Source organism: Cytobacillus sp. GQ23 (assembly GCF_059758675.1).
Genome location: NZ_JCAXER010000036.1, coordinates 19,084 through 41,122 on the forward strand (window position 1 = coordinate 19,084; position 22,039 = coordinate 41,122).

The 22,039-nt window shown below is 42.4% G+C and carries 24 protein-coding genes; 8 read left to right on the forward strand and 16 right to left on the reverse strand.

Translation table 11 applies throughout. The annotated features are described in order from the left end of the window. Window positions 1-76: 76 nt before the first annotated feature. The 8 genes from AC6CHU_RS22965 to AC6CHU_RS23000 form a co-directional block, all read right to left on the reverse strand. Window positions 77-385 carry a thioredoxin family protein gene (locus AC6CHU_RS22965; protein WP_159868038.1) on the reverse strand — a complete coding sequence of 103 codons (309 nt, stop codon included), beginning with the start codon at window positions 383-385 and terminating at the stop codon, window positions 77-79. A gap of 18 nt (window positions 386-403) precedes the next feature. Then, on the reverse strand, window positions 404-757 hold the full coding sequence (locus tag AC6CHU_RS22970) for a toprim domain-containing protein (RefSeq protein ID WP_251284820.1): 354 nt from the start codon (window positions 755-757) through the stop codon (window positions 404-406). A gap of 513 nt (window positions 758-1,270) precedes the next feature. Beyond that, the gene (locus AC6CHU_RS22975; protein WP_159868041.1) at window positions 1,271-1,510 is read right to left on the reverse strand and encodes a YusG family protein; all 240 of its coding nucleotides are present in this window, start codon (window positions 1,508-1,510) and stop codon (window positions 1,271-1,273) included. 159 nt (window positions 1,511-1,669) lie between these two features. Further along, complete coding sequence (gene gcvH / locus AC6CHU_RS22980) at window positions 1,670-2,053, reverse strand: glycine cleavage system protein GcvH (RefSeq protein ID WP_159868043.1); 384 nt, start codon at window positions 2,051-2,053, stop codon at window positions 1,670-1,672. 65 nt (window positions 2,054-2,118) lie between these two features. Continuing rightward, window positions 2,119-2,493 carry an arsenate reductase family protein gene (locus AC6CHU_RS22985; RefSeq protein WP_498122883.1) on the reverse strand — a complete coding sequence of 125 codons (375 nt, stop codon included), beginning with the start codon at window positions 2,491-2,493 and terminating at the stop codon, window positions 2,119-2,121. A gap of 209 nt (window positions 2,494-2,702) precedes the next feature. Beyond that, window positions 2,703-4,487, reverse strand: coding sequence for an acyl-CoA dehydrogenase FadE (locus AC6CHU_RS22990; RefSeq protein WP_159871486.1), 1,785 nt, complete (start codon window positions 4,485-4,487; stop codon window positions 2,703-2,705). 65 nt (window positions 4,488-4,552) lie between these two features. After that, window positions 4,553-5,728 carry an acetyl-CoA C-acetyltransferase gene (locus AC6CHU_RS22995; RefSeq protein WP_251284822.1) on the reverse strand — a complete coding sequence of 392 codons (1,176 nt, stop codon included), beginning with the start codon at window positions 5,726-5,728 and terminating at the stop codon, window positions 4,553-4,555. Window positions 5,729-5,768: 40 nt separating this feature from the next. Next, a complete protein-coding gene (locus tag AC6CHU_RS23000; RefSeq protein ID WP_159871492.1) occupies window positions 5,769-8,150 on the reverse strand; it encodes a 3-hydroxyacyl-CoA dehydrogenase NAD-binding domain-containing protein in 2,382 nt (793 codons plus the stop codon). A gap of 259 nt (window positions 8,151-8,409) precedes the next feature. On the opposite strand from AC6CHU_RS23000, the gene AC6CHU_RS23005 reads away from it, so the two are divergent. From AC6CHU_RS23005 to AC6CHU_RS23015, 3 genes are all read left to right on the forward strand, one after another. Beyond that, complete coding sequence (locus AC6CHU_RS23005; RefSeq protein ID WP_076258846.1) at window positions 8,410-8,541, forward strand: YuzL family protein; 132 nt, start codon at window positions 8,410-8,412, stop codon at window positions 8,539-8,541. A gap of 112 nt (window positions 8,542-8,653) precedes the next feature. After that, window positions 8,654-8,926: a hypothetical protein gene (locus AC6CHU_RS23010; protein ID WP_159871480.1), complete on the forward strand. Its 273-nt coding sequence runs from the start codon at window positions 8,654-8,656 to the stop codon at window positions 8,924-8,926. Window positions 8,927-8,940: 14 nt separating this feature from the next. Next, the gene (locus AC6CHU_RS23015; RefSeq protein ID WP_159871477.1) at window positions 8,941-9,288 is read left to right on the forward strand and encodes a spore coat protein; all 348 of its coding nucleotides are present in this window, start codon (window positions 8,941-8,943) and stop codon (window positions 9,286-9,288) included. A gap of 75 nt (window positions 9,289-9,363) precedes the next feature. Here AC6CHU_RS23015 and AC6CHU_RS23020 read toward each other — a convergent pair whose 3' ends face one another. From AC6CHU_RS23020 to AC6CHU_RS23040, 5 genes are all read right to left on the reverse strand, one after another. Then, complete coding sequence (locus tag AC6CHU_RS23020) at window positions 9,364-9,612, reverse strand: YusU family protein (RefSeq protein WP_159871474.1); 249 nt, start codon at window positions 9,610-9,612, stop codon at window positions 9,364-9,366. Continuing rightward, window positions 9,605-10,372, reverse strand: a complete 768-nt coding sequence (locus AC6CHU_RS23025) for an IucA/IucC family C-terminal-domain containing protein (protein WP_251284823.1) — start codon at window positions 10,370-10,372, stop codon at window positions 9,605-9,607. The genes AC6CHU_RS23020 and AC6CHU_RS23025 overlap by 8 nt, the downstream gene beginning before the upstream one ends. Next, window positions 10,369-11,193: an ABC transporter ATP-binding protein gene (locus AC6CHU_RS23030; protein WP_498122870.1), complete on the reverse strand. Its 825-nt coding sequence runs from the start codon at window positions 11,191-11,193 to the stop codon at window positions 10,369-10,371. The genes AC6CHU_RS23025 and AC6CHU_RS23030 overlap by 4 nt, the downstream gene beginning before the upstream one ends. An 81-nt stretch (window positions 11,194-11,274) precedes the next feature. Next, window positions 11,275-12,330, reverse strand: a complete 1,056-nt coding sequence (locus tag AC6CHU_RS23035) for a FecCD family ABC transporter permease (RefSeq protein WP_498122871.1) — start codon at window positions 12,328-12,330, stop codon at window positions 11,275-11,277. Next, window positions 12,330-13,331, reverse strand: a complete 1,002-nt coding sequence (locus AC6CHU_RS23040; RefSeq protein ID WP_251284824.1) for a FecCD family ABC transporter permease — start codon at window positions 13,329-13,331, stop codon at window positions 12,330-12,332. Before AC6CHU_RS23040 ends, AC6CHU_RS23035 begins: the two co-directional genes overlap by 1 nt. A gap of 224 nt (window positions 13,332-13,555) precedes the next feature. Here AC6CHU_RS23040 and AC6CHU_RS23045 point away from each other — a divergent pair, with 224 nt between their 5' ends. From AC6CHU_RS23045 to AC6CHU_RS23065, 5 genes are read left to right on the forward strand one after another with little or no spacing between them, the layout of a single operon-like run. After that, entirely contained in the window at window positions 13,556-14,524 is a 969-nt protein-coding gene (locus tag AC6CHU_RS23045) for an ABC transporter substrate-binding protein (protein WP_251284825.1), read from the forward strand. A gap of 59 nt (window positions 14,525-14,583) precedes the next feature. Continuing rightward, window positions 14,584-14,796 carry a hypothetical protein gene (locus tag AC6CHU_RS23050; protein ID WP_159871456.1) on the forward strand — a complete coding sequence of 71 codons (213 nt, stop codon included), beginning with the start codon at window positions 14,584-14,586 and terminating at the stop codon, window positions 14,794-14,796. After that, window positions 14,774-16,267, forward strand: a complete 1,494-nt coding sequence (locus AC6CHU_RS23055; RefSeq protein WP_498122873.1) for a spore germination protein — start codon at window positions 14,774-14,776, stop codon at window positions 16,265-16,267. Before AC6CHU_RS23050 ends, AC6CHU_RS23055 begins: the two co-directional genes overlap by 23 nt. A gap of 53 nt (window positions 16,268-16,320) precedes the next feature. Continuing rightward, window positions 16,321-17,424, forward strand: coding sequence for a GerAB/ArcD/ProY family transporter (locus AC6CHU_RS23060; RefSeq protein ID WP_159871450.1), 1,104 nt, complete (start codon window positions 16,321-16,323; stop codon window positions 17,422-17,424). Continuing rightward, window positions 17,421-18,479, forward strand: coding sequence for a Ger(x)C family spore germination protein (locus AC6CHU_RS23065; RefSeq protein WP_159871447.1), 1,059 nt, complete (start codon window positions 17,421-17,423; stop codon window positions 18,477-18,479). Before AC6CHU_RS23060 ends, AC6CHU_RS23065 begins: the two co-directional genes overlap by 4 nt. Before the next feature lie 31 nt (window positions 18,480-18,510). Here the strand turns inward: AC6CHU_RS23065 and rodA are convergent, their stop codons facing one another. The 3 genes from rodA to AC6CHU_RS23080 all read right to left on the reverse strand — a co-directional run bounded on the left by rodA (window position 18,511) and on the right by AC6CHU_RS23080 (window position 21,938). Then, complete coding sequence (gene rodA, locus AC6CHU_RS23070) at window positions 18,511-19,683, reverse strand: rod shape-determining protein RodA (protein WP_251284829.1); 1,173 nt, start codon at window positions 19,681-19,683, stop codon at window positions 18,511-18,513. Window positions 19,684-20,165: 482 nt separating this feature from the next. Next, window positions 20,166-20,948, reverse strand: a complete 783-nt coding sequence (locus tag AC6CHU_RS23075; protein ID WP_498122875.1) for a DUF4931 domain-containing protein — start codon at window positions 20,946-20,948, stop codon at window positions 20,166-20,168. Between the two features lie 228 nt (window positions 20,949-21,176). Continuing rightward, a complete protein-coding gene (locus tag AC6CHU_RS23080; RefSeq protein ID WP_498122877.1) occupies window positions 21,177-21,938 on the reverse strand; it encodes a FixH family protein in 762 nt (253 codons plus the stop codon). Window positions 21,939-22,039 lie beyond the last annotated feature (101 nt).

Sequence of the window (22,039 nt, forward strand, 5' to 3'; positions counted from 1 at the left end):
ATTTTGAAAAGCGGAAATGGCGCTTCCTCAATATTTAAGCATGCAAAAAACCAGGCCGCTTTTGCTCCTGGTTTCTTTAATGAATACTTCTAATGTGATCCAATAAATAGGGAACGGATCGGAATGCATATATTTTCTCCTGTAAAGTTCCTCTTCTGAAAATAAGGAGGCAGGGGACGCTTTCTACTCCCCATTTTTCAGCCAATTGCGGCATATAATTTAAGTCCGCTTTCCCCATTTTTTGATCTGGCAGCAATTGTTCTATAACTGCCAGCATCTTTCCTGCCATCTGGCAGGTTCCGCACATAGGCGTATACAAATAGATAAGTATCGTTTCTTGTCCGCTAATCGCTTTCTCAATTTCCTGCTGCGACCATTCCTGCATTTTATCATCCTTACTTTATTATCTGTCCAGATATTGTGTATAAACGTCAATGTTAGCACCCAAAAGCACTGTTGCCAAGTGATGCTCCGGTGCTGTCGCTACTTCTCTGTACATTCTATCGATGTATAGATGCTCTGCCTCGGGAAATTCCCTTTTGAATTGTTTTCTCAGCTTTTCACCTGCTGCATCAGCATCCACCAATATATATACATCCTTATCAAATAGTGTGTCAATTAATTCATCCAGTTTGGTAATGCTTATTGTTCCATTTGTACAGATAATCTCAACGGGCTCTCTTATAATGCTTTTAACCTTTGTTTTATCTGACTTTCCCTCGACAATAATCACTTTTTCCGGAATTCCATCGTTCATCGTCATCACCTGAAAGGAGTTATTTTGAAACGGTTCGTTTTAGTTAGGGCTGTTCTCTATTAGATTCTTGATAGATATAGATGTAGCCCGTTGATTTCAGCATAGGGGACATGCTTTCTGCGGGAATGATAGCCTCCCCCCCAGGACGTTGATTAAGCTTCCTTGAATCAGCACCGCTCGAAGAAAAAGCGGAGACATTTCGAGGAGCAGGTGCCCATAGCAAAAGATCAACTCAGTAAATTAATTATCCTCTGAAAAAATCTTTAGGAACAGCAAAAGCAAAAAGCTGCCAGTCATGCATTGGTTTTTATCTTAATATATTCAATATTCTCGGTTATGGTGTGAATCTCCTGCCCATTTTGGAGTTTAGGACTGCGCTGATTCCTTGCCCAATTTAGGGAAGAAAATGCTTTTGAAGAAAAATGTTAAAAACGGCTTATCTCATTGTATGCCTGGTCATATTGCTTTAGCCTATTAAATAAACAGCGGAAATCATTCCGCTGTTTACAGTAGTCAGCACCAGCCGCCTTCGTCACAGTCTGTGTAGCGCTCTTGCGCTTTATCCGGTACGGAGACATTCTGGTATATTTTTTGGTGTTCGGATTCAAAATGATGGGACAAATTGAAAGAAGAGCCTTCAGGAAGACTGATTTGACCAATTTTTTCGTCTTCAAGATAAAGATCTATCCCATTGTTGTTAAGCTTGCCGACAACCCGGTCAGTTATATCGATTTTCTGCTGCTTCAATGTCATGGATAACCAATCCTTTCATGCCTTTGGGGTACTTATAGTTTTGCCATGTCTCTGTAAAAGAAAAATAGCAATTAAAGGTAAGTACAAAAAGCAAATACGGCTTGATATGATTGCCCCATAGAACGAAAAAACCGGTTCGTAAGAGAACCGGCTTTCAAATTAGTCTTCGTTAGTCATTTCTTCGTATTGCTCAGCAGTCATCAAGCTTTCTACTTCGCTTAGATCTGTGGGCTCCACAACAACCATCCATGCTTTTTCATATGGAGATTCATTTACGAACTCAGGGTTGTCGTTAAGGTCTTCATTTACTTCAACCACTTTACCGCTTAGAGGCGCATAAAGCTCAGACACTGTTTTTACAGATTCTACGCTTCCGAATGGTTCATTTGCACTTAGCTCATCGCCAACTTCAGGAAGTTCAACGAATACGATGTCACCAAGTTCTGATTGCGCGAAATGTGTAATCCCAATGCGGACTTTCCCATCTTCTGTTTTTACCCACTCATGCTCTTCTGAATAACGTAATTCTTTTGGTGTGCTCATTATGTATCCCTCCGTATTAATATTTCAATTTATGATCAGTAAATCGATCTCCTGGTTAAGATGGCTTAAAAGCTCTGCACTTTAGTTAGCCATGTCTTTTCATATTCCTCTTCTTTAAAGCCCACAGTTACTTTCTCTCCATCTGTCAGCAGCGGACGCTTGATCAGCATGCAGTCTGTAGCCAGTATATCGAGCAGTTCTTCATCCGAAGAGGTTTTTACTTTGTCCTTCAAGCCAAGCTCCCTATATTTTTGGCCGCTCGTATTAAAGAACTTTTTTAGTTCCATCCCGCTCTTTTTATAAAGCGCTTCAATATCGCTTCGTGAAGGCGGATTATCTGTTATATGTATTGCTTCATAGGACAGATTATGTTCGTCAAGCCATTTCTTGGCTTTCCGGCATGTCCCGCATTTAGGATACCAATAAAAAGTCAACGCCATTCTTTTCACCACCCATTTTGCAATTTCAGGCTCAGTCAAAATTGCCGCCTTTTAATTGAATAGTAACATAAAAGGGTGACAAAGCATAACACTGATCACCAATTTAATATTCGACATTTTTCTATTTGTTCCTGCAAACTGTAAAAAGTTTTTTAATGGTTTTTTTTACAAGAATAAAGCCCTCTTCTTATGAAGAGGGCTAAGTCAAATTAAACTGTAAAACGTTCTGCATCAATCAGTTTTTCTGATGCTTCACGTTTCTTTGTAATTACGTTTACTGGCGTGTGGCGTGTGAATTTACGCAGTGCGGACATCATCATGCGCAGGGCATCACCGTTTTCAACTGCCACAAGTGTTTCTTTTGCATCCTGCTCAATTTCGTTAAATGCCTCCTGGCAGAAAATTTGAGTGTACAGAAGTTTTTGTTTGCTCTTTTCAAGCCCAGCTTTTTCAATGGCCTTTTCAGTGCGGAGAACCACAGATTCCATTGCGTAAGCATTCGAAATAATATCCGCAATGTTTACGAGTACTTCCTGTTCCTTTTCAAGAGCCTTTCCATACTTTTGTGCTGCCAGACCCGCAGCAAGCAGTCCGATCTTTTTCGCATTCTTGACCAGATATTTTTCCTGTGCAAGCGGCTCGTCACCAGGCTCTTCAGGCATCATCATCATAAGCTCTTCCTGCAGCGCCTGTGCTTTCTGGAATAATGGGAGCTCTCCTTTTAGCGCTTTGCGCAGATACGTGCCTGGTACCAGCAGTCGATTGATTTCGTTTGTACCTTCGAAAATACGGTTAATGCGTGAATCACGGTAAGCTCTTTCAATCTCGTACTCAGCCATGAAACCGTAGCCACCATGTATCTGAACACCTTCATCTACTACGTAGTCGAGTACTTCCGTATTAAAGAATTTATTCATGGAGCACTCAATGGCATATTCAGCAATTGACTTTGCGACTTCCTTGCCATCTTTTATTTCATCATCTGTCAGCTTGCTCATACGGTCCTCGAACAGGCCTACAGTACGATACACAGCACTTTCTGCTGCATAAATCTTGGAAGCCATTGTTCCCAGTTTTTCTTTAGTCAAGTTAAATTGAGAAATAGGTGTCTTAAACTGCTGGCGCTGATTTGCATACTGAACAGCCAGCTCGAATGCACGCTTTGCACCGCCAACCGCACCAACACCTAGCTTATAACGGCCAATGTTTAAGATATTAAAAGCAATCACATGACCCTTGCCAAATTCACCCAGCAGGTTTTCCTTTGGCACCTGGGCGTCTTCAAGAATTAATGTACGGGTAGAAGAGCTCTTAATTCCCATTTTCTTTTCTTCTGCCCCTACTGATACACCAGGAAACTCTCTTTCGACGATGAATGCAGAAAAGTGTTCGCCGTCAATTTTTGCGTATACAACGAAAACATCTGCAAAGCCTGCATTGGTGATCCATTGCTTTTCTCCGTTTAATACATAGTGTGTGCCCTCAGCATTCAGCTTTGCAGTCGTTTTTGCCCCAAGAGCGTCTGAACCGGAGCTTGGCTCTGTCAATGCATAAGCAGCAAGCTTTTCACCAGTAGCAAGTGCAGGAAGGTATTTTTGTTTTTGCTCTTCGTTTCCAAATAGAACAATCGGAAGGGAGCCAATGCCGACATGGGCGCCGTGTGAGATGGAAAAGCCGCCCGCACGAGCCATTTTCTCTGCAATAAGTGCTGAGCTTACTTTATCTAACGCAAGTCCGCCATATTCCTCCGGCACATCTGCGCCTAATAGGCCAAGATCTCCAGCTTGCTTCAATAGTTTTACTGAACGGTCAAATTCATGGTTTTCAAGATGTTCAATTTGCGGAACAACTTCATTTACTACATAATCTTCAGTCGTCTTTGCAATCATAACCTGTTCATCTGTATAGTCTTCAGGTGTAAAAATCCGGTCATATGAAACATCTTCGATTAAAAAGCTTCCGCCTTTGATTAGATTTTCAGTTTGATTTGACATGTTCTTTCCCCCATTCTGTTTTTCCGGAAAAAAGCCTGTGGCTTCCCTCCTTATTTCAGTTAATCCTATAAAAGTTCAAATACTCCGGCTGCACCCATTCCGCCTCCGATGCACATTGTTACTACTCCGAATTGCTGATTGCGGCGTTTCATCTCATGAATCAGTGACAGAGTGAGCTTGGCTCCGGAACAGCCCAGCGGATGTCCGAGTGCAATTGCTCCTCCGTTTACATTTACTTTCTCTTCATCTAAGCCTAATTCACGAATAATTTGAATGGATTGGGATGCAAATGCTTCATTCAATTCAAACAAATCGATATCCGAAATCTCCAGCCCTGCAAGCTTTAATGCTTTAGGAATAGCCACAACTGGACCGACACCCATGATTTCAGGAGGAACACCGCCCACCGCAAAGCTTCTGAATTTAGCTATTGGCTTCAACCCTGATGATTCTGCCTTTTCCCGGTCCATAACCATTACTGCTGCAGCTCCATCACTTGTCTGAGATGAGTTCCCTGCTGTAACAGTACCGGTTACCGAGAATGCGGGACGAAGTTTTCCAAGTGTTTCAACTGTGGAATCCGCCCGAACCCCTTCATCCTGACTGAAATGGATTGTTTTTTCTATCAGCTTATTGTCTGTTCCAACAGATCTGAACGTTACGTCTACAGGTACAATTTCATCAGCAAATTTTCCTTCCTGAATTGCCTTCGCAGCCTTCTGATGACTTCTAACAGCAAATGCATCCTGATCTTCACGAGTAATGCCATACTTCTTTGCAACCTCTTCAGCTGTATGTCCCATTCCCATATAGTATTGAGGAGCTGTTTCCGCCAGCCTGGCGTTCGGGCGTACTACATGCCCCATCATCGGCACCAGGCTCATAGATTCGGCTCCGCCAGCAATAATTGTATCTGCATGGCCAATCATAATTTTTTCAGCTGCATAGGCAATAGCCTGCAGGCCTGAAGAACAATAGCGATTGATTGTTATCCCCGGCACTTCATGAGAAAGTCCGGCAAGGGCTCCGATATTCCTGGCCATGTTCAGACCCTGTTCCGCTTCAGGCATAGAGCATCCGATAATTAAATCATCGATATTACCTTCGTAGTTTCCTGCTCGCTTTAGGGTTTCCTTTACAGCAAGCGCTCCTAAGTCATCCGGCCTCACGTTTGCAAGCGTGCCTTTTTTGGCTTTTCCGACCGGTGTCCTGGCACCTGCAACTATAACCGCTTCTCTCATTATGTTCCCTCTCTTTCTATTAATGTCCCAATCTATCACTTTAATTGCGCAATGGTTTCCCTTTTAAAAGCATGTGCTGCATGCGCTGCTGGGATTTCGGTTCCGCTACAAGGCTAAGGAATGCTTCGCGCTCAAGGTCAAGCAAATATTGCTCATCCACTTCTGTTCCGTATGGCACTTTTCCGCCTGCAATTACATAGGCAAGCTTTTTGGCTATTTTCAAATCATGCTCTGAGATATATCCGGAGTAAAGCATTGCCTGTGCTCCAAGCAGAAGGGTTGCATAACCTGTTTCACCGACAACCGGCACCTTTTTGCGGACGGGAGGCTTATAGCCGTTCTCATGCAGTGCTAGGACAGCCTGCTTTGCGTCATGAAGGAGATGGTCCCCATTCACACTGATTCCATCTGCCAGGTTCAGGAAGTTATTGTCTCTTGCTTCCTCGCCTGATGTTGAAACCTTTGCCATTGCAATCGATTCAAATACTTTATTCGCTACCTTTTGAAGGTCAAATTCCACACCATTTGGCATACTTTCAAGATGCTTCATATAAAGCTCCTTGTTTCCGCTGCCTCCCGGGATCAGACCGACACCCACTTCAACCAGTCCCATATATGTTTCACTTGATGCCTGTATATGTGCAGCAGGCAGACATACTTCAGCCCCACCGCCAAGCGTCATGCCAAATGGAGCCGCAACAACCGGTTTTGAGCTGTACTTAATTTTCATCATGGCATTCTGGAAGTGGCGGACTACCATATCCAATTCATAAATATTGTCATCCTGCGCTTCCATGAGAATCATCCCAAGATTGGCACCTACGCAGAAGTTTTTGCCCTGATTCCCGATTACAAGCCCTTTGTAATTCTTCTCCACTTCATCTATCGCAAAGTTAATCATTTGAATAATGTCCAATCCAATGGCATTGCTTTGAGAATGGAACTCCAGCAATGCAACACCATCGCCTAAATCAACAAGGCTTGCACCGGTGTTCTTTTTAATTACACCTTTTTGCTTCTTAAGCTGTTTTATATTAATTACTTTAGGGTTTTCCTCGATCAATCTGTACTCGCCATTATGGTAAAAGTACCGCTGGCCATCTTCTTCTTTGTAGAAAGAATGAAAGCCTTTTTCCAGCATCTCTTTTATCCATGCAGGCATTTCTTCGCCTGCTTCCTCCATTTTTTGAACCGATTTCTCTACTCCGATGGCATCCCAAGTTTCAAACGGACCCAATTCCCAGCCAAAGCCCCATTTCATTGCACGGTCTATCGCTGTCACATCATCAGCTATTTCTCCATGGAGCTGTGCTGAATAAAGAAGGGCGGAACTAAGGATGTTCCATAATAATTGGCCAGCGCGATCATCTGAATATACAAGCGCTTTCAATTTTCCTGGAGTCCCTTTTTCCTGTCTGGCCAGCTCAGTCGAAGCTGTCTTAAGCTTTTGACGCGGGCCATATTCCAGTGTTTCCGGATTCAGCTCCAGAATCTCTTTGCCCTTTTTAAGGAAGAATCCCTGCCCTGTTTTGCTTCCCAGCCAGCCTTTTTCCTGCATCACTTTCATGAAGTCTGGAACTTCAAAAACAACCTTTTCTTTCCCGTCGACCTGGTCATAAACATTGTTTGCCACGTGTATAAATGTATCAAGACCTACTACATCAAGCGTTCTGAAGGTAGCACTTTTCGGCCTGCCAATCAGCGGCCCAGTTATGGAATCCACTTCCCCGACACTGTATCCGCCTTTGAGCATCTCCTGTACTGTAACCAGCAAGCCATATGTGCCGATTCGGTTTGCGATAAAGTTCGGAGTATCTTTTGCTTCAACTACTCCTTTTCCCAGTACATCTTCGCCGAATTGCTTCATAAATGACAGCACTTTAGATGAAGTCTTTTTAGTAGGTATGACTTCAAGAAGCTTTAAGTATCGCGGAGGATTAAAGAAATGTGTTCCAAGGAAATGCTTTTGAAAATCCTCCGAGCGCCCTTCTGACATTGCTTCAACCGAAATTCCGGACGTATTGGAGCTGATGATGCTCCCTTGCTTACGGTGCTGGTCTACTTTTTCAAAAACCTGTTTCTTTATGCTGAGGTTTTCCACAACTACTTCAATAATCCAATCGACATCCTTCAGACGCTCCATGTCATCTTCAAAGTTTCCTGCCTCAATCAGAGCTATATTCTTTTTGGAAGTTAAAGGAGCGGGCTTTTGCTTTAATAGCTTTTGGCGGTTTTCTTCACTAATTCGATTGCGGACTGCTTTATTTTCAAGAGAGAGCCCTTTTGCCTTTTCGGCATCGGTTAATTCGCGAGGCGCGATATCCAGTAATAGTGTCGGAATTCCGATATTGGCCAGATGGGCTGCGATGCCCGAACCCATGACTCCTGAGCCTAAAACGGCTGCCTTTTTTATTTGTTGGATCAACTTTATTTCCCCCTTTTGCTTTTGAATGAATACTCATTCATTTTATTTTCAAAAAAAATATGCATCTCTTTAGAATGAGTTCTGTTAATTATAACTATAAAATATTTGCAAAATTTACGCAATGATTTTAAGCGGAAATTTACAAATGTTTTGAAATTTCATAATGACCTGCTGATATATTTTGTGCAATTTGAAATAAGTGTTTTGGACAATCTAAGAAGGAAAGATTTTTTAGTCTGTGACGGAGGTGAAATAAATGGGAAAAATGAAGAAAGATCCTTCTAAGGCAGGAGTAAGCGCTGCAAGTGTACAGGGCGATGCAGGACCTACGGTTGAAAGGGAAGGACCTAAGAAAAGAAATAGCCAAAATAATCAATATAAGAGATGATTTGTTTTTGCATCCCTGGCGTTTTTTATAGTTTGCCTTAAATTATTTTAACCATAGAAACCAGATATCTTCATAAAGAATTAAGCGTATTATTAAAATTGGAGGGAAAAAAATGCAACAGCAAAATATGAATATGCAGAACCAGCAGGGCATTATGCAGCAGCCTCCTGCTGTCATTTCCACTAAAGATGCCCTTTACTTAACAGATATGCTTTCCTGGAACCTTCTTGCATGTAAAAAAGCGCATTTTTATGCGCAGCAATGCCAGGACCAGGAACTAAAGACTCATTTCGAGCAATGCGGCCAAATGCATCAGCGCCACTACCAGCAGCTGCTTGTTCATTTAAACCAGCAAAGCCAGCAAAACTTTATGGGAATGCAATAGGAAGGAGCCTTAAAATGAACCAGAACCAGAATCCAAATACGATTCAAAACCCCGAAACCCAGGTGAATAAAACACCGCAAATGAACGAGCGTGATTTTACGAATGATCTTCTGTCTACTGAAAAGTATCTGACAGGCGCTTATTCGGTTGCCTTAAATGAGGCAAGCCATCAAAGTCTATATCAGGACATTCTTGCAGCATTCAATGAAACACAAAACCAGCAGAGGGAATTATATAACCTTATGTTCAGAAAAGGCTGGTATAAAGTTGAAGCTGCAGATCAGCAGAAGCTCCAGCAGTCTTATCAGCAGTTTCAAGGCTATACTAATCAATTGCCTTATGGCAATGGCCAGATGCAATAGCAAAAGCGCAACTCTTTCTGCATGCAGCAAAAATAAAATTAAACACCGCTGCTATTGATGGCAGCGGTGTTTTTGTTATTTATTTTGGTTTCTCTTTTCTTCATTCAGTGTTTTAATTTCTGCTATGAGTGTTTTCATTTCCTCTTTTGCATCAGGGTATGTATCATTCCAATGCTTGGCTAAAGGAGGCATGGATTTTGCAATAAATGAGTACAATGCCCAAGCTTCCACCTTTTCGATTAACTCCGGACTGGCCTCACCGATTAAGAGTTCGGTATATTTTTCAAGCAGGCCATCCAGCTGTTCCTTTAAACGATCATTCATCAGGATTCCTCCTTTTGCTCTTGCAGGAATGCGGGCAAGTCCCGCATCGTTTACCGCTGCTGGTCAAGTAAGAGTAGCAGCAGGTTTTCCTCGGTCTTACTGTTTTTCCAGTGCTTTCAATCACTATTTTTCTGCTGTCAAATTTCCTTAAGGGATTAGCAGTCTCGCTGCCGAATAAATTGCCTGAAGCTTCCTCCAGGATAAACCTATAATCTTCAGCCGCCCTTTCAGAGCATGTTTCCAATGGTAAAACCTTTTCGTAAAGCCAGAACAGGTAAATCGCAATATTCTCCCAAAGAATTAGTTTTGAGATTTTTGTCTCACTTGCTATTTTATTGAGCAAAGGAGAAATATGGCTGCTAAAAAGAGTGCGTACAGCATCCTCTCTCCATTGTTCTCTCTCCTTACCAGCGCCTTGGCCATGAAGGCGGGTAAAGCGAAAGCCCGGAAGCCATAGTCCATCTCTATCCTGACTGACTATTGTGATATTCTCATTCCTGATATCCAGCTTTACATTCCAGGACGTCATGCAATACAAGTAAATGACAGGCAGGAAGGCATACCTTTTCAATAATATGGAAGCTGCTGTTTTTTTATCAGGTGCTCCTAAATGGTTTTTCACTTTATCCAGATAAGCACCAGTTTGAGTTGTGTCCAGTAAATTTCCCACTTTAATGGTTAAAGGAGAGCTTTCCTCTGAATCCCGGGTAAGTCTGAACTGCCCCAGAGCTTCTGCCTGTTCTCCTGTCAATTTAATCATCCCGGGATCCCTTGCCCCTTTAAGATACAGCGCCCTTTTCCATATGGGATGCAAAGAGGTGTGCCGAATAACGGGTCCATCGTCACTTCGCATTCCATGCCAAAAACGTTTTTAACCAATCCGCAGTTAATGACATGTTCCGGCTTGCCCTGAGCAAAAACCTTTTGAGCCTTTATTGCCACAATATTATGAGCATACCGGCAGGCCAAATTCAGGTCATGAAGCACCATGACGATGGTCCGTTTTTCCTTTTCATTCAACTCAAATAATAAATCAAGAATTTCGATTTGATGTGTCATATCCAAATAGGTAGTTGGCTCATCCAGCAGAATGGTATCTGTGTCCTGTGCAAGAGTCATGGCAATCCAGGCCCTCTGACACTGCCCTCCGGATAGGGAGTCCACTGTCCGGTCTTTCAATTCTTCCATTCCTGTTGCCTTTAAAGCATTTCTGACTTTTAATTCGTCTTCAGTAGACCATTGCTTCAGCCAAGTTTGATAAGGGTATCTTCCCTGTTTGACAAGCTGAAGCACTGTGAGTCCTTCCGGAGCTGAAGGAGATTGGGGCAGAATCGCCATCTTTCTGGCAACATCCTTTGTGGAAAGCTTGGCTATAGCTTCACCTTCCAGTAATACAGCACCAGATTTCGGCTTTAGCAGCCTGGCAATAGACCTTAGCAATGTTGATTTCCCGCAGCCATTTCCACCAATAAATACAGTGATTTCCCCTTTTGGAATTTCCAGGTCCAGCTCATTAATTATAATGGTGTCTCCATATGACAAGGTTAAGTCTTTTGTAGCGATTGCTTGCCCTGCTGTCATGTCTGCCCTCTCCTTTTCCTAATATCTATATTTATAGGCTCTCCAGTTGCCGGTATGATACGAGCTTTAAGCTTTTCCAGCTTATGCGTTTCTTGTCTTAAAAAGCAGGTAAATAAAGTAAGGTGCGCCAATGCTGGCTGTAAACACCCCCGCCGGGATTTCAAGCGGCGAGAACAAAGTCCTGCCTATCAGATCGGCAGCCATGACCAGGATGCCTCCAATCAATGCAGAAGCCGGAAGCAAAGCGCCAAAAGCAGAGCCGACCATCCTTCTCGCCATATGAGGAGCCATTAAGCCCACAAAGCCTATCCCGCCGCCAAATGCCACAGCGCCGCCAATCAATGCCGTACTGACCATCAGGAGCAGAAACCGGTATTTCTGTACAGTGCTGCCTACTCCCATCGCAATATCATCGCCAAGTTCCTGGATATTAACATTGCGTGCCAGAATAAACGCAAGCACCAGAAACACGAGCGTCCATGGGACCAAAATGGCGACATTATCCCAATTTGAACCGTAGACTGTCCCGGTAATCCAAATATTCGCCTGGCTTGCCTGGAAAATTGGCCCAAAGACCATCATCAGAGTGGTAAGTGCCTTCGTCAAACTTGCAAGTCCAATTCCAATAAGAACAAGGCGTATTGGCGACACACCGTCCTTGTAAGCTAGAAAATACACAAGAAAAGCCAAAGCTGCAGCACCCGCAAAAGCAGCAAGAGGCATCCAATTAATACTTACAGTTAATGCATTGTTTTTATCACTAAAAAAAGCAAGAAAACCTACAACTGCTACAGATGCTCCCCCTGTAATACCGATAATATCAGGAGATGCAAGCGGATTTCTGATAATTCCCTGCAGGATTCCTCCAGCAGCAGCCAGCGCCATTCCCACCATAAAGGCAACAATGATTCTTGGAAGTCTGAATGACTGAATGATCAGCTTTTCCATATCTGACCCCCCGCCAAAGAACACCTGTACAACCTTAAGGGGGCTGATTTTCATTTCACCTGTGCCGGTGCTGATTACAAATACTCCAGCAGCAGCTGCTGCCAAAAATAAAAAAGTGATAAGTGCTTTCCGGTTTACTAAAAAAGATATCTTATCGCCTAAAAGGCGGAGATTATAATATTTTTTCACTATTTATTGAACCCCCTTCTGGCAATGTACACGAAGAAAGGAGTTCCAATGACGGCAGTCATAACGCCGACAGGGACTTCCTGCGGCATGATGATGTACCTTGATGCTATGTCTGCAATCAGAAGGAGCATCCCGCCAAGAAGACCTGCATAGGGAATCACCCAGCGATGATCAATGCCAACGACAGCCCGGGTCAAATGTGGAATGACAATGCCGAGGAAGCCTATAGGACCTGCAACAGCAACCGCTCCTCCTGACAGAAGCACAATAACAATGCCGGCACCCAGTTTAAGCAATCCCGTTTTCAAGCCCAGCCCCTTTGCTACGTCCTCCCCCATTGACAAAACGTTTAATTTTCCAGCAATAACGAGTGAAAAAATCCAGCCAGCTAGTAAATAGGGGAATACAGCTGAAAGTGTCTCAAGCTTCCTTCCTGATACAGATCCGGCAAGCCAAAACAGCACCTGTTCCAGAGCAGTCTCATTGATGACGAGAAAGCCTTGTGTCATTGAAGCAAACATGGCACTCATCGCTGCACCGGCAAGTGTCAATTTCATCGGTGTCAGGCCTTCCCTGCCGATTGACCCGATAATGTATACGAATATAAAGGAAACAGCAGCTCCCAGAAATGAAACCCAAGTAAAGACCTGCAGATTACTGGTGGAAAATAGCGTTACTGTAATAACAACTGCAAACCCGGCACCTGCGTTAATACCGAAGATCTCAGGTGCCGCAAGGGGATTCTTGGTTAATGATTGGAGCAGGACACCCGCGATTGCCAGGCTTGCCCCTACCGCAGCTGCAATCAATGCTCTCGGCAGACGCACAGACTGAATGATTATGTGTTCATTCGTTCCATCGAAGGTTGTAAATGCATCAATGGCCATCTTCCAGGTTGTGTCGGTATAACCGTATACAATACTGAAAGACATTAATACTAATAATAGGAGAGCAGCTGCAAGCAGCCCGGCCCACCTCAGAGAATTTGTTTTTAGTAGCATAGTAAGATCCTTCTTGCGTCTATTTGGTATGGTAAGTTACATTTTCAGTCTATTGTACAGAGGATTAGCTGTCAATGAGTTTGAAAATCATTTTCATTGGATATTTCTGAAATTAAATGAAAATGATTTTCAATTAACTATTGACAATGTAAAGCGTTCACATTAGTATAAAATTATCAATTGAAAATGATTATCATTAACAATGCAAAATGGAGGAGTACATAATGAAATTCAAATCTTTACTTGCCATTCTTTCAGTTTTCACAATCTTGTTCCTTGCTGCCTGCGGTAATAGCAGTGAACAGGAAGAGAAAGCTGACAAGGATAAAGAAGGAACAAATACAGAAGATACAAGCTATACTGTTGAGCATGCAATGGGCGCAACTAAGCTTGATAAAACACCTGAAAAGGTTGTCATTTTGACAAACGAAGGTACAGAAGCATTACTTTCCATGGGTGTTACTCCAGTTGGAGCCGTTCAATCCTGGACTGGCGATCCATGGTATGACCATATCACGGATGAGATGAAAGATGTTCAGGTTGTGGGTACAGAAAGTGAAGTCAATGTAGAAGCAATCGCTGCGCTGCAGCCGGACCTTATTATCGGCAACAAAATGCGCCAGGAAAAAATCTATGATCAATTAAATGATATTGCCCCTACTATTTTCGCTGAAACATTGCGCGGGGACTGGAAGGAAAACTTTGAGCTTTATGCAAAAGCAATTAATAAAGAAGAAGAAGGCAAAAAAGTCCTGGCTGATTATGACAGCCGGATTGAAGAAATTAAAACCAGCCTTGGCGATAAATTAGACCAGGAGGTTTCCATCGTCCGCTTCATGGCTGGGGACGTCCGCATCTACCATAAAGACTCCTTCTCAGGTGTCATTCTTGATCAAATTGGACTTGCACGACCAGAAAGCCAGAATGTGGATGACTTCGCTGAAAATAATGCTACGAAAGAGCGCATTCCTGCCATGGATGGAGATGTATTATTCTACTTCACTTATGAAACAGGCGATGGCGAAGCAAACAAGCTTGCTAAAGAATGGCTTGAAGATCCTTTATTCAAGAACCTTAAAGTAGCTCAGGAAGGCAATGTTCATGAAGTCAGTGACACCATCTGGAATACTGCTGGTGGCGTTAAGGCTGCTAACCTGCTGTTGGATGACATAGAGAAATACCTTTTAAAGTAATGCCAAATTTGTGATTGCGCTCCCATAATACCCCCTCTTTTATGAGAGCTCAATATATATTGAAAGCTTCACCGCCTGCCCGACAGACACCAGGTGCTGGAGCTCGACAAAAAAGGAACCTGACCCAGGTTCCTTTTTTACATTCCGCCACTATTTCCCCCGCACCTAAACCTTTTTTATTGCCTACCATTCATAAGTTTTCCAAAACCGGCAACAATAAGCGTAATGCCGAAAATGATGGTGATTTCTATGAGGAAATGGTTAAAGAATAAACGGATTAAAGAGGATATCGAGCATAAAGAGTGGGAGCAATCCTTTATTAAATCCAAAGACTTTAAAAAAATCTTTTACTATAACCAGAAAACAGATGTGCGTTTTGGACTTACTTTCATGTCTACTTTAATCGATGAAAATATTATCCAAGATGGTATTCTCCCTAATCTGCTCGAAGACGAGTTTCGGGAAATAGAAGACATTAAACAACTTGTCCCTGTAGCGGATGTGCAGATTTGCGATGACCCTTCTTTAATAGAACAAAAGCTGATGAATGGCTACGTCATGCTGACTATTGAGACAGAGCTCAAACATTTCGGCTTTATAGCTGCGCAAAAAGAAATAGTTAGAGGTCTAAGTCAGCCAGAGGTTGAGTTTTCTGTTATCGGTCCTAAGGAAGCCTTTGTAGAATCTTTGGGCCAAAATTTGAATTTAATCAGGAAACGTCTGCCTGTAAAAGAACTGATCATTGAAGAATTCACATTGGGAAGCCTGTCAAAGACTTCTATTGCAATGCTTTATATGGAAAATATCACAAATGAGGATAATATAGCTACTGTCAGGCAGAGACTTAATAACGTGAAATTTGATGCCATAACAGACAGCTCCTACATTGTCCAGCTGATTAGCGATAACTCCAATTCCCCTTTCCCGCAGCTGCTTGATACAGAGCGGCCGGACAGGGTCGCAGGGATATTGGCAGAAGGAAAAATCGCTATTGTGGTTGACGGCTCACCCCATGTATTAATAACGCCAACTACTCTCGTTGAGTTTTTCAGCTCTTTTGAAGATTATTTTTTAAATTGGATTTTATCTTCTTTTTTCCGTCTTATCCGTGTGTTCGCGGTTACGTTTTCTATTTTAATAACACCTATTTATGTAGCAACTCTTTCATATCATTATGAACTGATTCCTAAGGATTTGATGAGTACTTTAATCACATCAAGGCGGGAAATTCCGCTTCCTCCTATTCTTGAAGCGCTGTTTTTGGAGCTTACGATTGAATTGCTTCGCGAAGCTGGAGCACGCCTTCCGACGAAGGTCGGCCAGACAATCGGTATCGTGGGAGGGATTGTAATAGGAACTGCATCTGTAGAAGCTGGCCTGACGAGTAACGTCCTGCTCATTATTGTAGCTCTTGCAGCTCTCGCTTCCTTTACAACACCTGTATACAGGATGGGCAATACTATTCGTTTGCTTCGCTTTCCTTTTCTGTTTTTCGCAGAGCTATGGGGTCTGCTCGGAATTGTATTTTGCTTCTGTATACTGCTGACTCATTTAACCAGGCTGACTTCACTTGGAAGGCCATTCCTTGAACCGCTCTTCCCCCCTCGGGTAATGGATATGAAGGATGCTCTTATCAGGCTCCCATTTGAAGCACAATCGAAACGGCCGATTTTCTTAAGGACTAAGAACCCTATCCGATTCAGCAAGAAAAAAGAAAAAAAGAAAAAAGATATTGATGAATGATGAAGCAGGAACCTGCTCGCAGCGTTTAAGATCATCATATGGAGGTGAACCAGGTGAAGGAACAGCCACTGCCAGAGAGATTACAAATATCCCCCTTTTTAGTATTTTTCATGGTCATGTCTATACAAATCGGGATTGGCGTATTAGGGTATCAGAGGATTATTGCAATGGATGCAGGATACGATGCCTGGATGTCGATACTATTTGCAGGCGGATGTATCCACGGCATTATTTGGATGATCTATAAAATCTGTGATACTGCTGGCGGTGATATTGTAACTGCACATAAATACATTGCAGGAAACTTTATTGGCAAAGCACTAAGTGCCATTTTTATAGGCTATTTCATCCTGTTCTCCTTAACGGTATTAAGGACATTTATTGAAGTCATACAGGTTTGGATGTTTCCTGAAATGAGCACCTTCTGGTTCGCCTTACTCTTTATGGCACTTTGTGTATACATTATTTTTGGGGGATTTAGGACAGTGGTGGGTATCTCATTTTTTGGGCTTGTTTTGCCTGCTTACCTTCTCCTCACATTTGGCTGGGCAATTAAATTCTCCAACTTTTACAATCTGCTGCCCATCTGGGATCATTCCATAAAAGAGCTGCTTACTGCTTCATACAGTATGTCACTTACTTTTATTGGGTTTGAAAGCATCATATTTTTCTACCCTTTTATTAAAGAGCCAAAAAAATCGCAGAAATGGGCTCATTTAGCCGTATTGACAACTACATTAATATACACGATTTTAGCCATCATTACCTTTGCTTATTTTTCTGAAGCACAGCTGTCCAAGCAAATTTGGGCCAGTTTAACAATGTGGAAAATAGTTGAAATGCCCTTTGTTGAACGGTTTGAATATATTGGAATTGCCAACTGGAACTTAATTATTCTTCCTAATGTGTGCATATCCGTCTGGATCGCCTCACGGCTCATTAAAAGGGTCTTTAATATCCGTCAGAAAGTGGGTGTATTTTTTGTTGTTGCCGCAGTGCTTTTCATGATAATTTTTTTGGATACAAGGGACAAAATTAATATGCTTAACGACTCTGTTGGCAAAATGGGATTTGCATTCAACTTTATTTATATTCCTTTGCTTTTCGCTGCTGTCATGATCGCCAAGAAGCTGAAAAAGGGGAGGAAGAAGAAATGAAAAAACTGCTTCTTATCTGTATTCTTCTGCTGCTTTCCGGCTGTGTGGACAAAGAAATATTGGATGATATTAATATTGAAGTAGGAGTTGGCTACGATTTAGCTGAGGATCCAAAAGACAAATACAGAGGGACAGTATTATTTCAGGAATTCCAGCCTGATAAAAGTGTAATAAACCGGACTTTTTCAGGTAATGGAAAACTCAGGCAGGATCTTATAATAGATGTAACCAAGCAATCATCTGAGCCGGTAGTGACAGGCGGGTTAAAGGTGGCCGTCTTCGGATCGGATATTTCGAAACATGGGATCTATGACCTGATAGATTCCTTTCAAAGAGACCCGAGTATAGGGGCACGGGTATTTGTTGTGACCTCAGAGGATAAAGCAGAAGACGTGATGAAGGGAGAGTATGGAACAAGGGGAAATTCAACTTACATTTATAATTTAATACAGCATAATATTGAACATCGGGATATTCCGGAAACCAACCTTCACATCGTTTCCCGTGATTATTATGAGAAAGGGAGAGATACTTTCCTTCCCCGCATCAAAAAAATTGCGGATGATAAGGTGGAGATAGTAGGAATTAGTCTCTTCGACAAGGATAAGGAGGTAGATATCCTGCCGATAAAAGATTTGTTCTTTTTTAAACTGCTGGTTGATAAATATAGTGAAGGAAATTTCGACATAAAGCTAGATAAAGGAAATCTTGCCGCTATAAAGAGTATTAGTTCCAAACATAAAATTAAGATTACTGATAATCGCGCTTCCATTCGCATTAATATTGAAGGCATTATCCGTGAGTATACCGGCAATAAGCTGGAGAAGTCGGTCGTTGATGATGTTGAAAAAAAGCTGGAGACAAAGGTTGAAAGGGAATGCCTCAAGCTGCTGAAGAGGTTTCAGGAACTTGAAATTGATCCAGTCGGGCTTGGCCAAATAAAAAAAACACAGCACCGGAATTTTGATTATAAAAAGTGGGAGGATGATTATAAAACGCTTGAATTTGATGTTAAATGCAAAGTCAATATCGAAGAAACCGGCATTATTGAGTAAGAGCGGGCTATAATAAGCCCGCTCTTTCCATTTAATCACTAGTCGAGAACATATATTTTTTATAATGGTAGCGAATGGAGAAAATCAGCCCCATCGCCAGCATATTCCCCATCAGCGAGCTTCCTCCATAGCTGATGAAAGGAAGTGGAATCCCTGTAATGGGCAAAAGGCCGATAGTCATTCCGATATTTTGAAAGACATGGAATGTAACCATGCTGATAACACCTACACAAATATAGGTATAGTAATTGTTCTTCGTTTCCATACCAATCTTGGTAATATGGTAAATCAGCAGAAAGAAAAGGCTGACAACAACGCTTGCACCTACAAAACCAAATTCTTCCCCTACAATACTGAAAATAAAGTCGGTATGGCTTTCAGGCAAATACACCTCCCTCGTTCCATATCCTTTCCCGCTTGTTTCACCTGATCCGATGGCAAGGAGTGAACGTGTCAGCTGAAACCCGGTTGAACTTTGATAATTATAGGGGTCAATCCAGGAATAAATGCGCGCAAACTGATACTCCTTTACTCCTAAATACTTCTCAAGAATATCCGGATGCCACAAAACAAAATATAAAATAGTGCCTGCAAGAGCAGCTCCTGTTCCAAAAATCGGTGCCAGCAGCTTCCAGCTGATTCCTGAAATGAAAATCATGCCAAGCATGATGGCCAGAAATACAAGGCTTGTACCTAAATCGGGCTGCTGCATAACCAGCAGCAGGGGCACCATTGTTAATCCAGCCAATTTAATTAGCAGCCATAAATCAGTCTGCATGGTTTTATATACATTTTTTTGATGATGCTCGTCAATCGTTTTCGCCAATACCAAAATAATGAACACTTTAACAAGCTCAGCTGGCTGAAGGGAACCCATCCCCGGAACCTTATACCATGCTTTTGCCCCATTAATGACAGGAGCTATGCTTGCTGGCGCCACAATCAGGAATCCCAGGAGTACGATGCCAAGGCCATACACATACCAGGAAATCTTCTTCAGCTGATCGGAATCCAGTGTGATTACCGCAGCGATGATACCTGTTCCTACTGTATACCAGACAACCTGCTTCAAAAGGAAGTTTTCTGTATATTGCCCTGTTGTCTGTGCGCTGTAAATAGATATGGCACTTACCAGGAATAGCAGCATTAATATTAAAACTAAGCCCCAGTCCAGCTTAGGAGGTGTATATCGATTTGAGGTCATGATCATTCTCCTTTAAAGAAAAGCGGAAGCACCTTGCCCACGAAGGAACGAAGACTAAGAAAGCCGCATCCTCCGAAAAGCTGCTGACTTTTGCATGTGCGAAGTTTGTGCGGACGAAGGCTGCCTTCCTAATTCTGCGGGCCTCAAGCACAAGCCGAGCCTCACGGGAGGCGTCCTTTGCCTTCTTGGGAGAAGCGGCTTGTAACTTTGAGGGGGCAGGTGCTGCGGATAAACAGTTATCTAACTCAAGAAGTTATACTTTCAATCAATTAACAGACCATTTGCCTTTTAGCTTATAAGGCATACGGAGCTCACAGCAAGGAATATCATAAGTACGTCAATTTATTCCTCGTTACAATATTCCATTATATTTTTTATAGAGATAAATCACAACTTCTAAAAGCGAATGGTTATTATTTCAAATTTTTACGATTGCTGTGAATGGTTATTTGCGCTCATCTTCTTATTCGATGCAAAGAGTATTAAGACCCCGTTTTAAACTCCCCGCTGAAATATCTCACTTTTATATCATCTCTCATCCACTCGAGATTATTAGGCACCTGGGGGATGCTGTAGCCGATAAAAATTGGCGTTGTAATAAAGCGCGGAACGATTTTCGCGTAAATCTCCCTGCCCAGCTTGTAGAAAAACAAGTTATAACTATTACTAGGAAAAGGGAAGGCATTCAGAATATAATGTGCCGCAGTCTGGATGCATTTCGCAAAGTACGGAATATCATCCTGGTCGGCGAGCTTCACATTAAATTCATAAAAACCGATTCTCGGGGAAGTCGATAAAGTAAACACCGTATCGCTTTCTTCATGAATAAGGAGCCCCTCAAAATCCTGAGCCTGAACTTTTTCCTTGTAATCAATATTTTTCAATCCCACAATCTGCATATGCGGGTGGGCGATACTTCCCCCGGATAATGGGCCATGGTTTTTAAAAAATAATACAGACTCATATTCCCTGCTTTCTTCCATTAAGATCCAATGTTTTAGCCCAAATGAAATTAACCTGACCAAATGCTCCTCAGGATAAACCGACAGCTCACCGTCGCATTGATCCGTTTCGATCAGCACCGTCTGATAGGAGTTTTCCAGAACAGGATACTTATTTTTCAGCAAAATAATTGAATCCTCTACCGCGATGATATCTGTCAGCTCTTCCCTTGCACAAAAAGGGCAGCTGATATCCTTATTTCGAATGCTATTAGGCTTTTGGACTCCAATCCCCGTATTAAAATGCAAATGTGTATCTGACATCTCTCTGACACCTGCTTTTCTGTAATCTCTCCTTTTATATTATCATGAAACTGGGAGTGGGGTATCTGTCCCGGATTCATAATAAGCCTTGATCGATAATGCTCTTTTGGCCGGGGCGTCTTCAGACTTTCAGGTGTTCTGTGCCCGAAAGTTACCGATAAGAATTGTGTTTCTAATAAATCTCCAAATAAAAATTCAGCGGGGTTATTTAACCCCGCTGAAAAGTATTTAATGCACCGTTAATTCAGTTTCTGTGTGCTCGTGAATGTCGTCGCCCTTTTCGACATGTGTGGTAATGGTATAAGTGCCTTCATCTGTAAACTGGTGGCTGGCTGTGTATTTGCCCGGTTCTTCTTCAGCCATGTTCACCCATTGGGGTGTTGCACCATTCAGTGTGATTTCAAGCCTTACTTTAGCATCCGCCAGAGGTTCCCCTTCATTATCAACTAAGGCTGATAATTGTGTTTGTTCGTTTGCATGGATTTGGTCTGGAGCCTCAAGCTCTATGGTTACCTCACCACCATGGCCGTGAGAGTGTCCTTCTTCATGGCCCGCATTTTCTTGATCATGCCCCGCTCCTGAGTCCTCCGCTTTTGCTTCACCAACCTGTATCGAAACCATTGGCATGGTATGCTGGCTTCTTGCCGTAACATGGGACTGAACATAGTAGAGGCCATCCTCTGCAAAGGCATGATCAGCAGTATATTTACCCTCTGAGTCGTGCTTTGCCTCAATCATTTCACCGTTTTCTTTTTGTCCTTCCTGCCAGATTTCAAATTTCACCTCATCCGCATCTGTTACAGCCTCATCTCCATGCTTAACAGTGACAGCAAGGGCTGCCTCCTCGCCAGGATTGATGGTTTCAGGCACCTCGATGACAGCTTCGATAATTTGCGGCACCTCGTCGTTCTTCGCAGGCTTTTCTTCTGATTGGCTGCATCCGGCTAGAACAAGGAAACCAGCCATTAAGCTGAATAATACCTTTTTCAAATTAGTGTCCCTCTCTTTAACGTTATTTTTCTATGATAAGATAACTATAAAGTCCATTTGTGATAAAACAATGAAATCTTTTCAAAAAATATAAGGCCCCT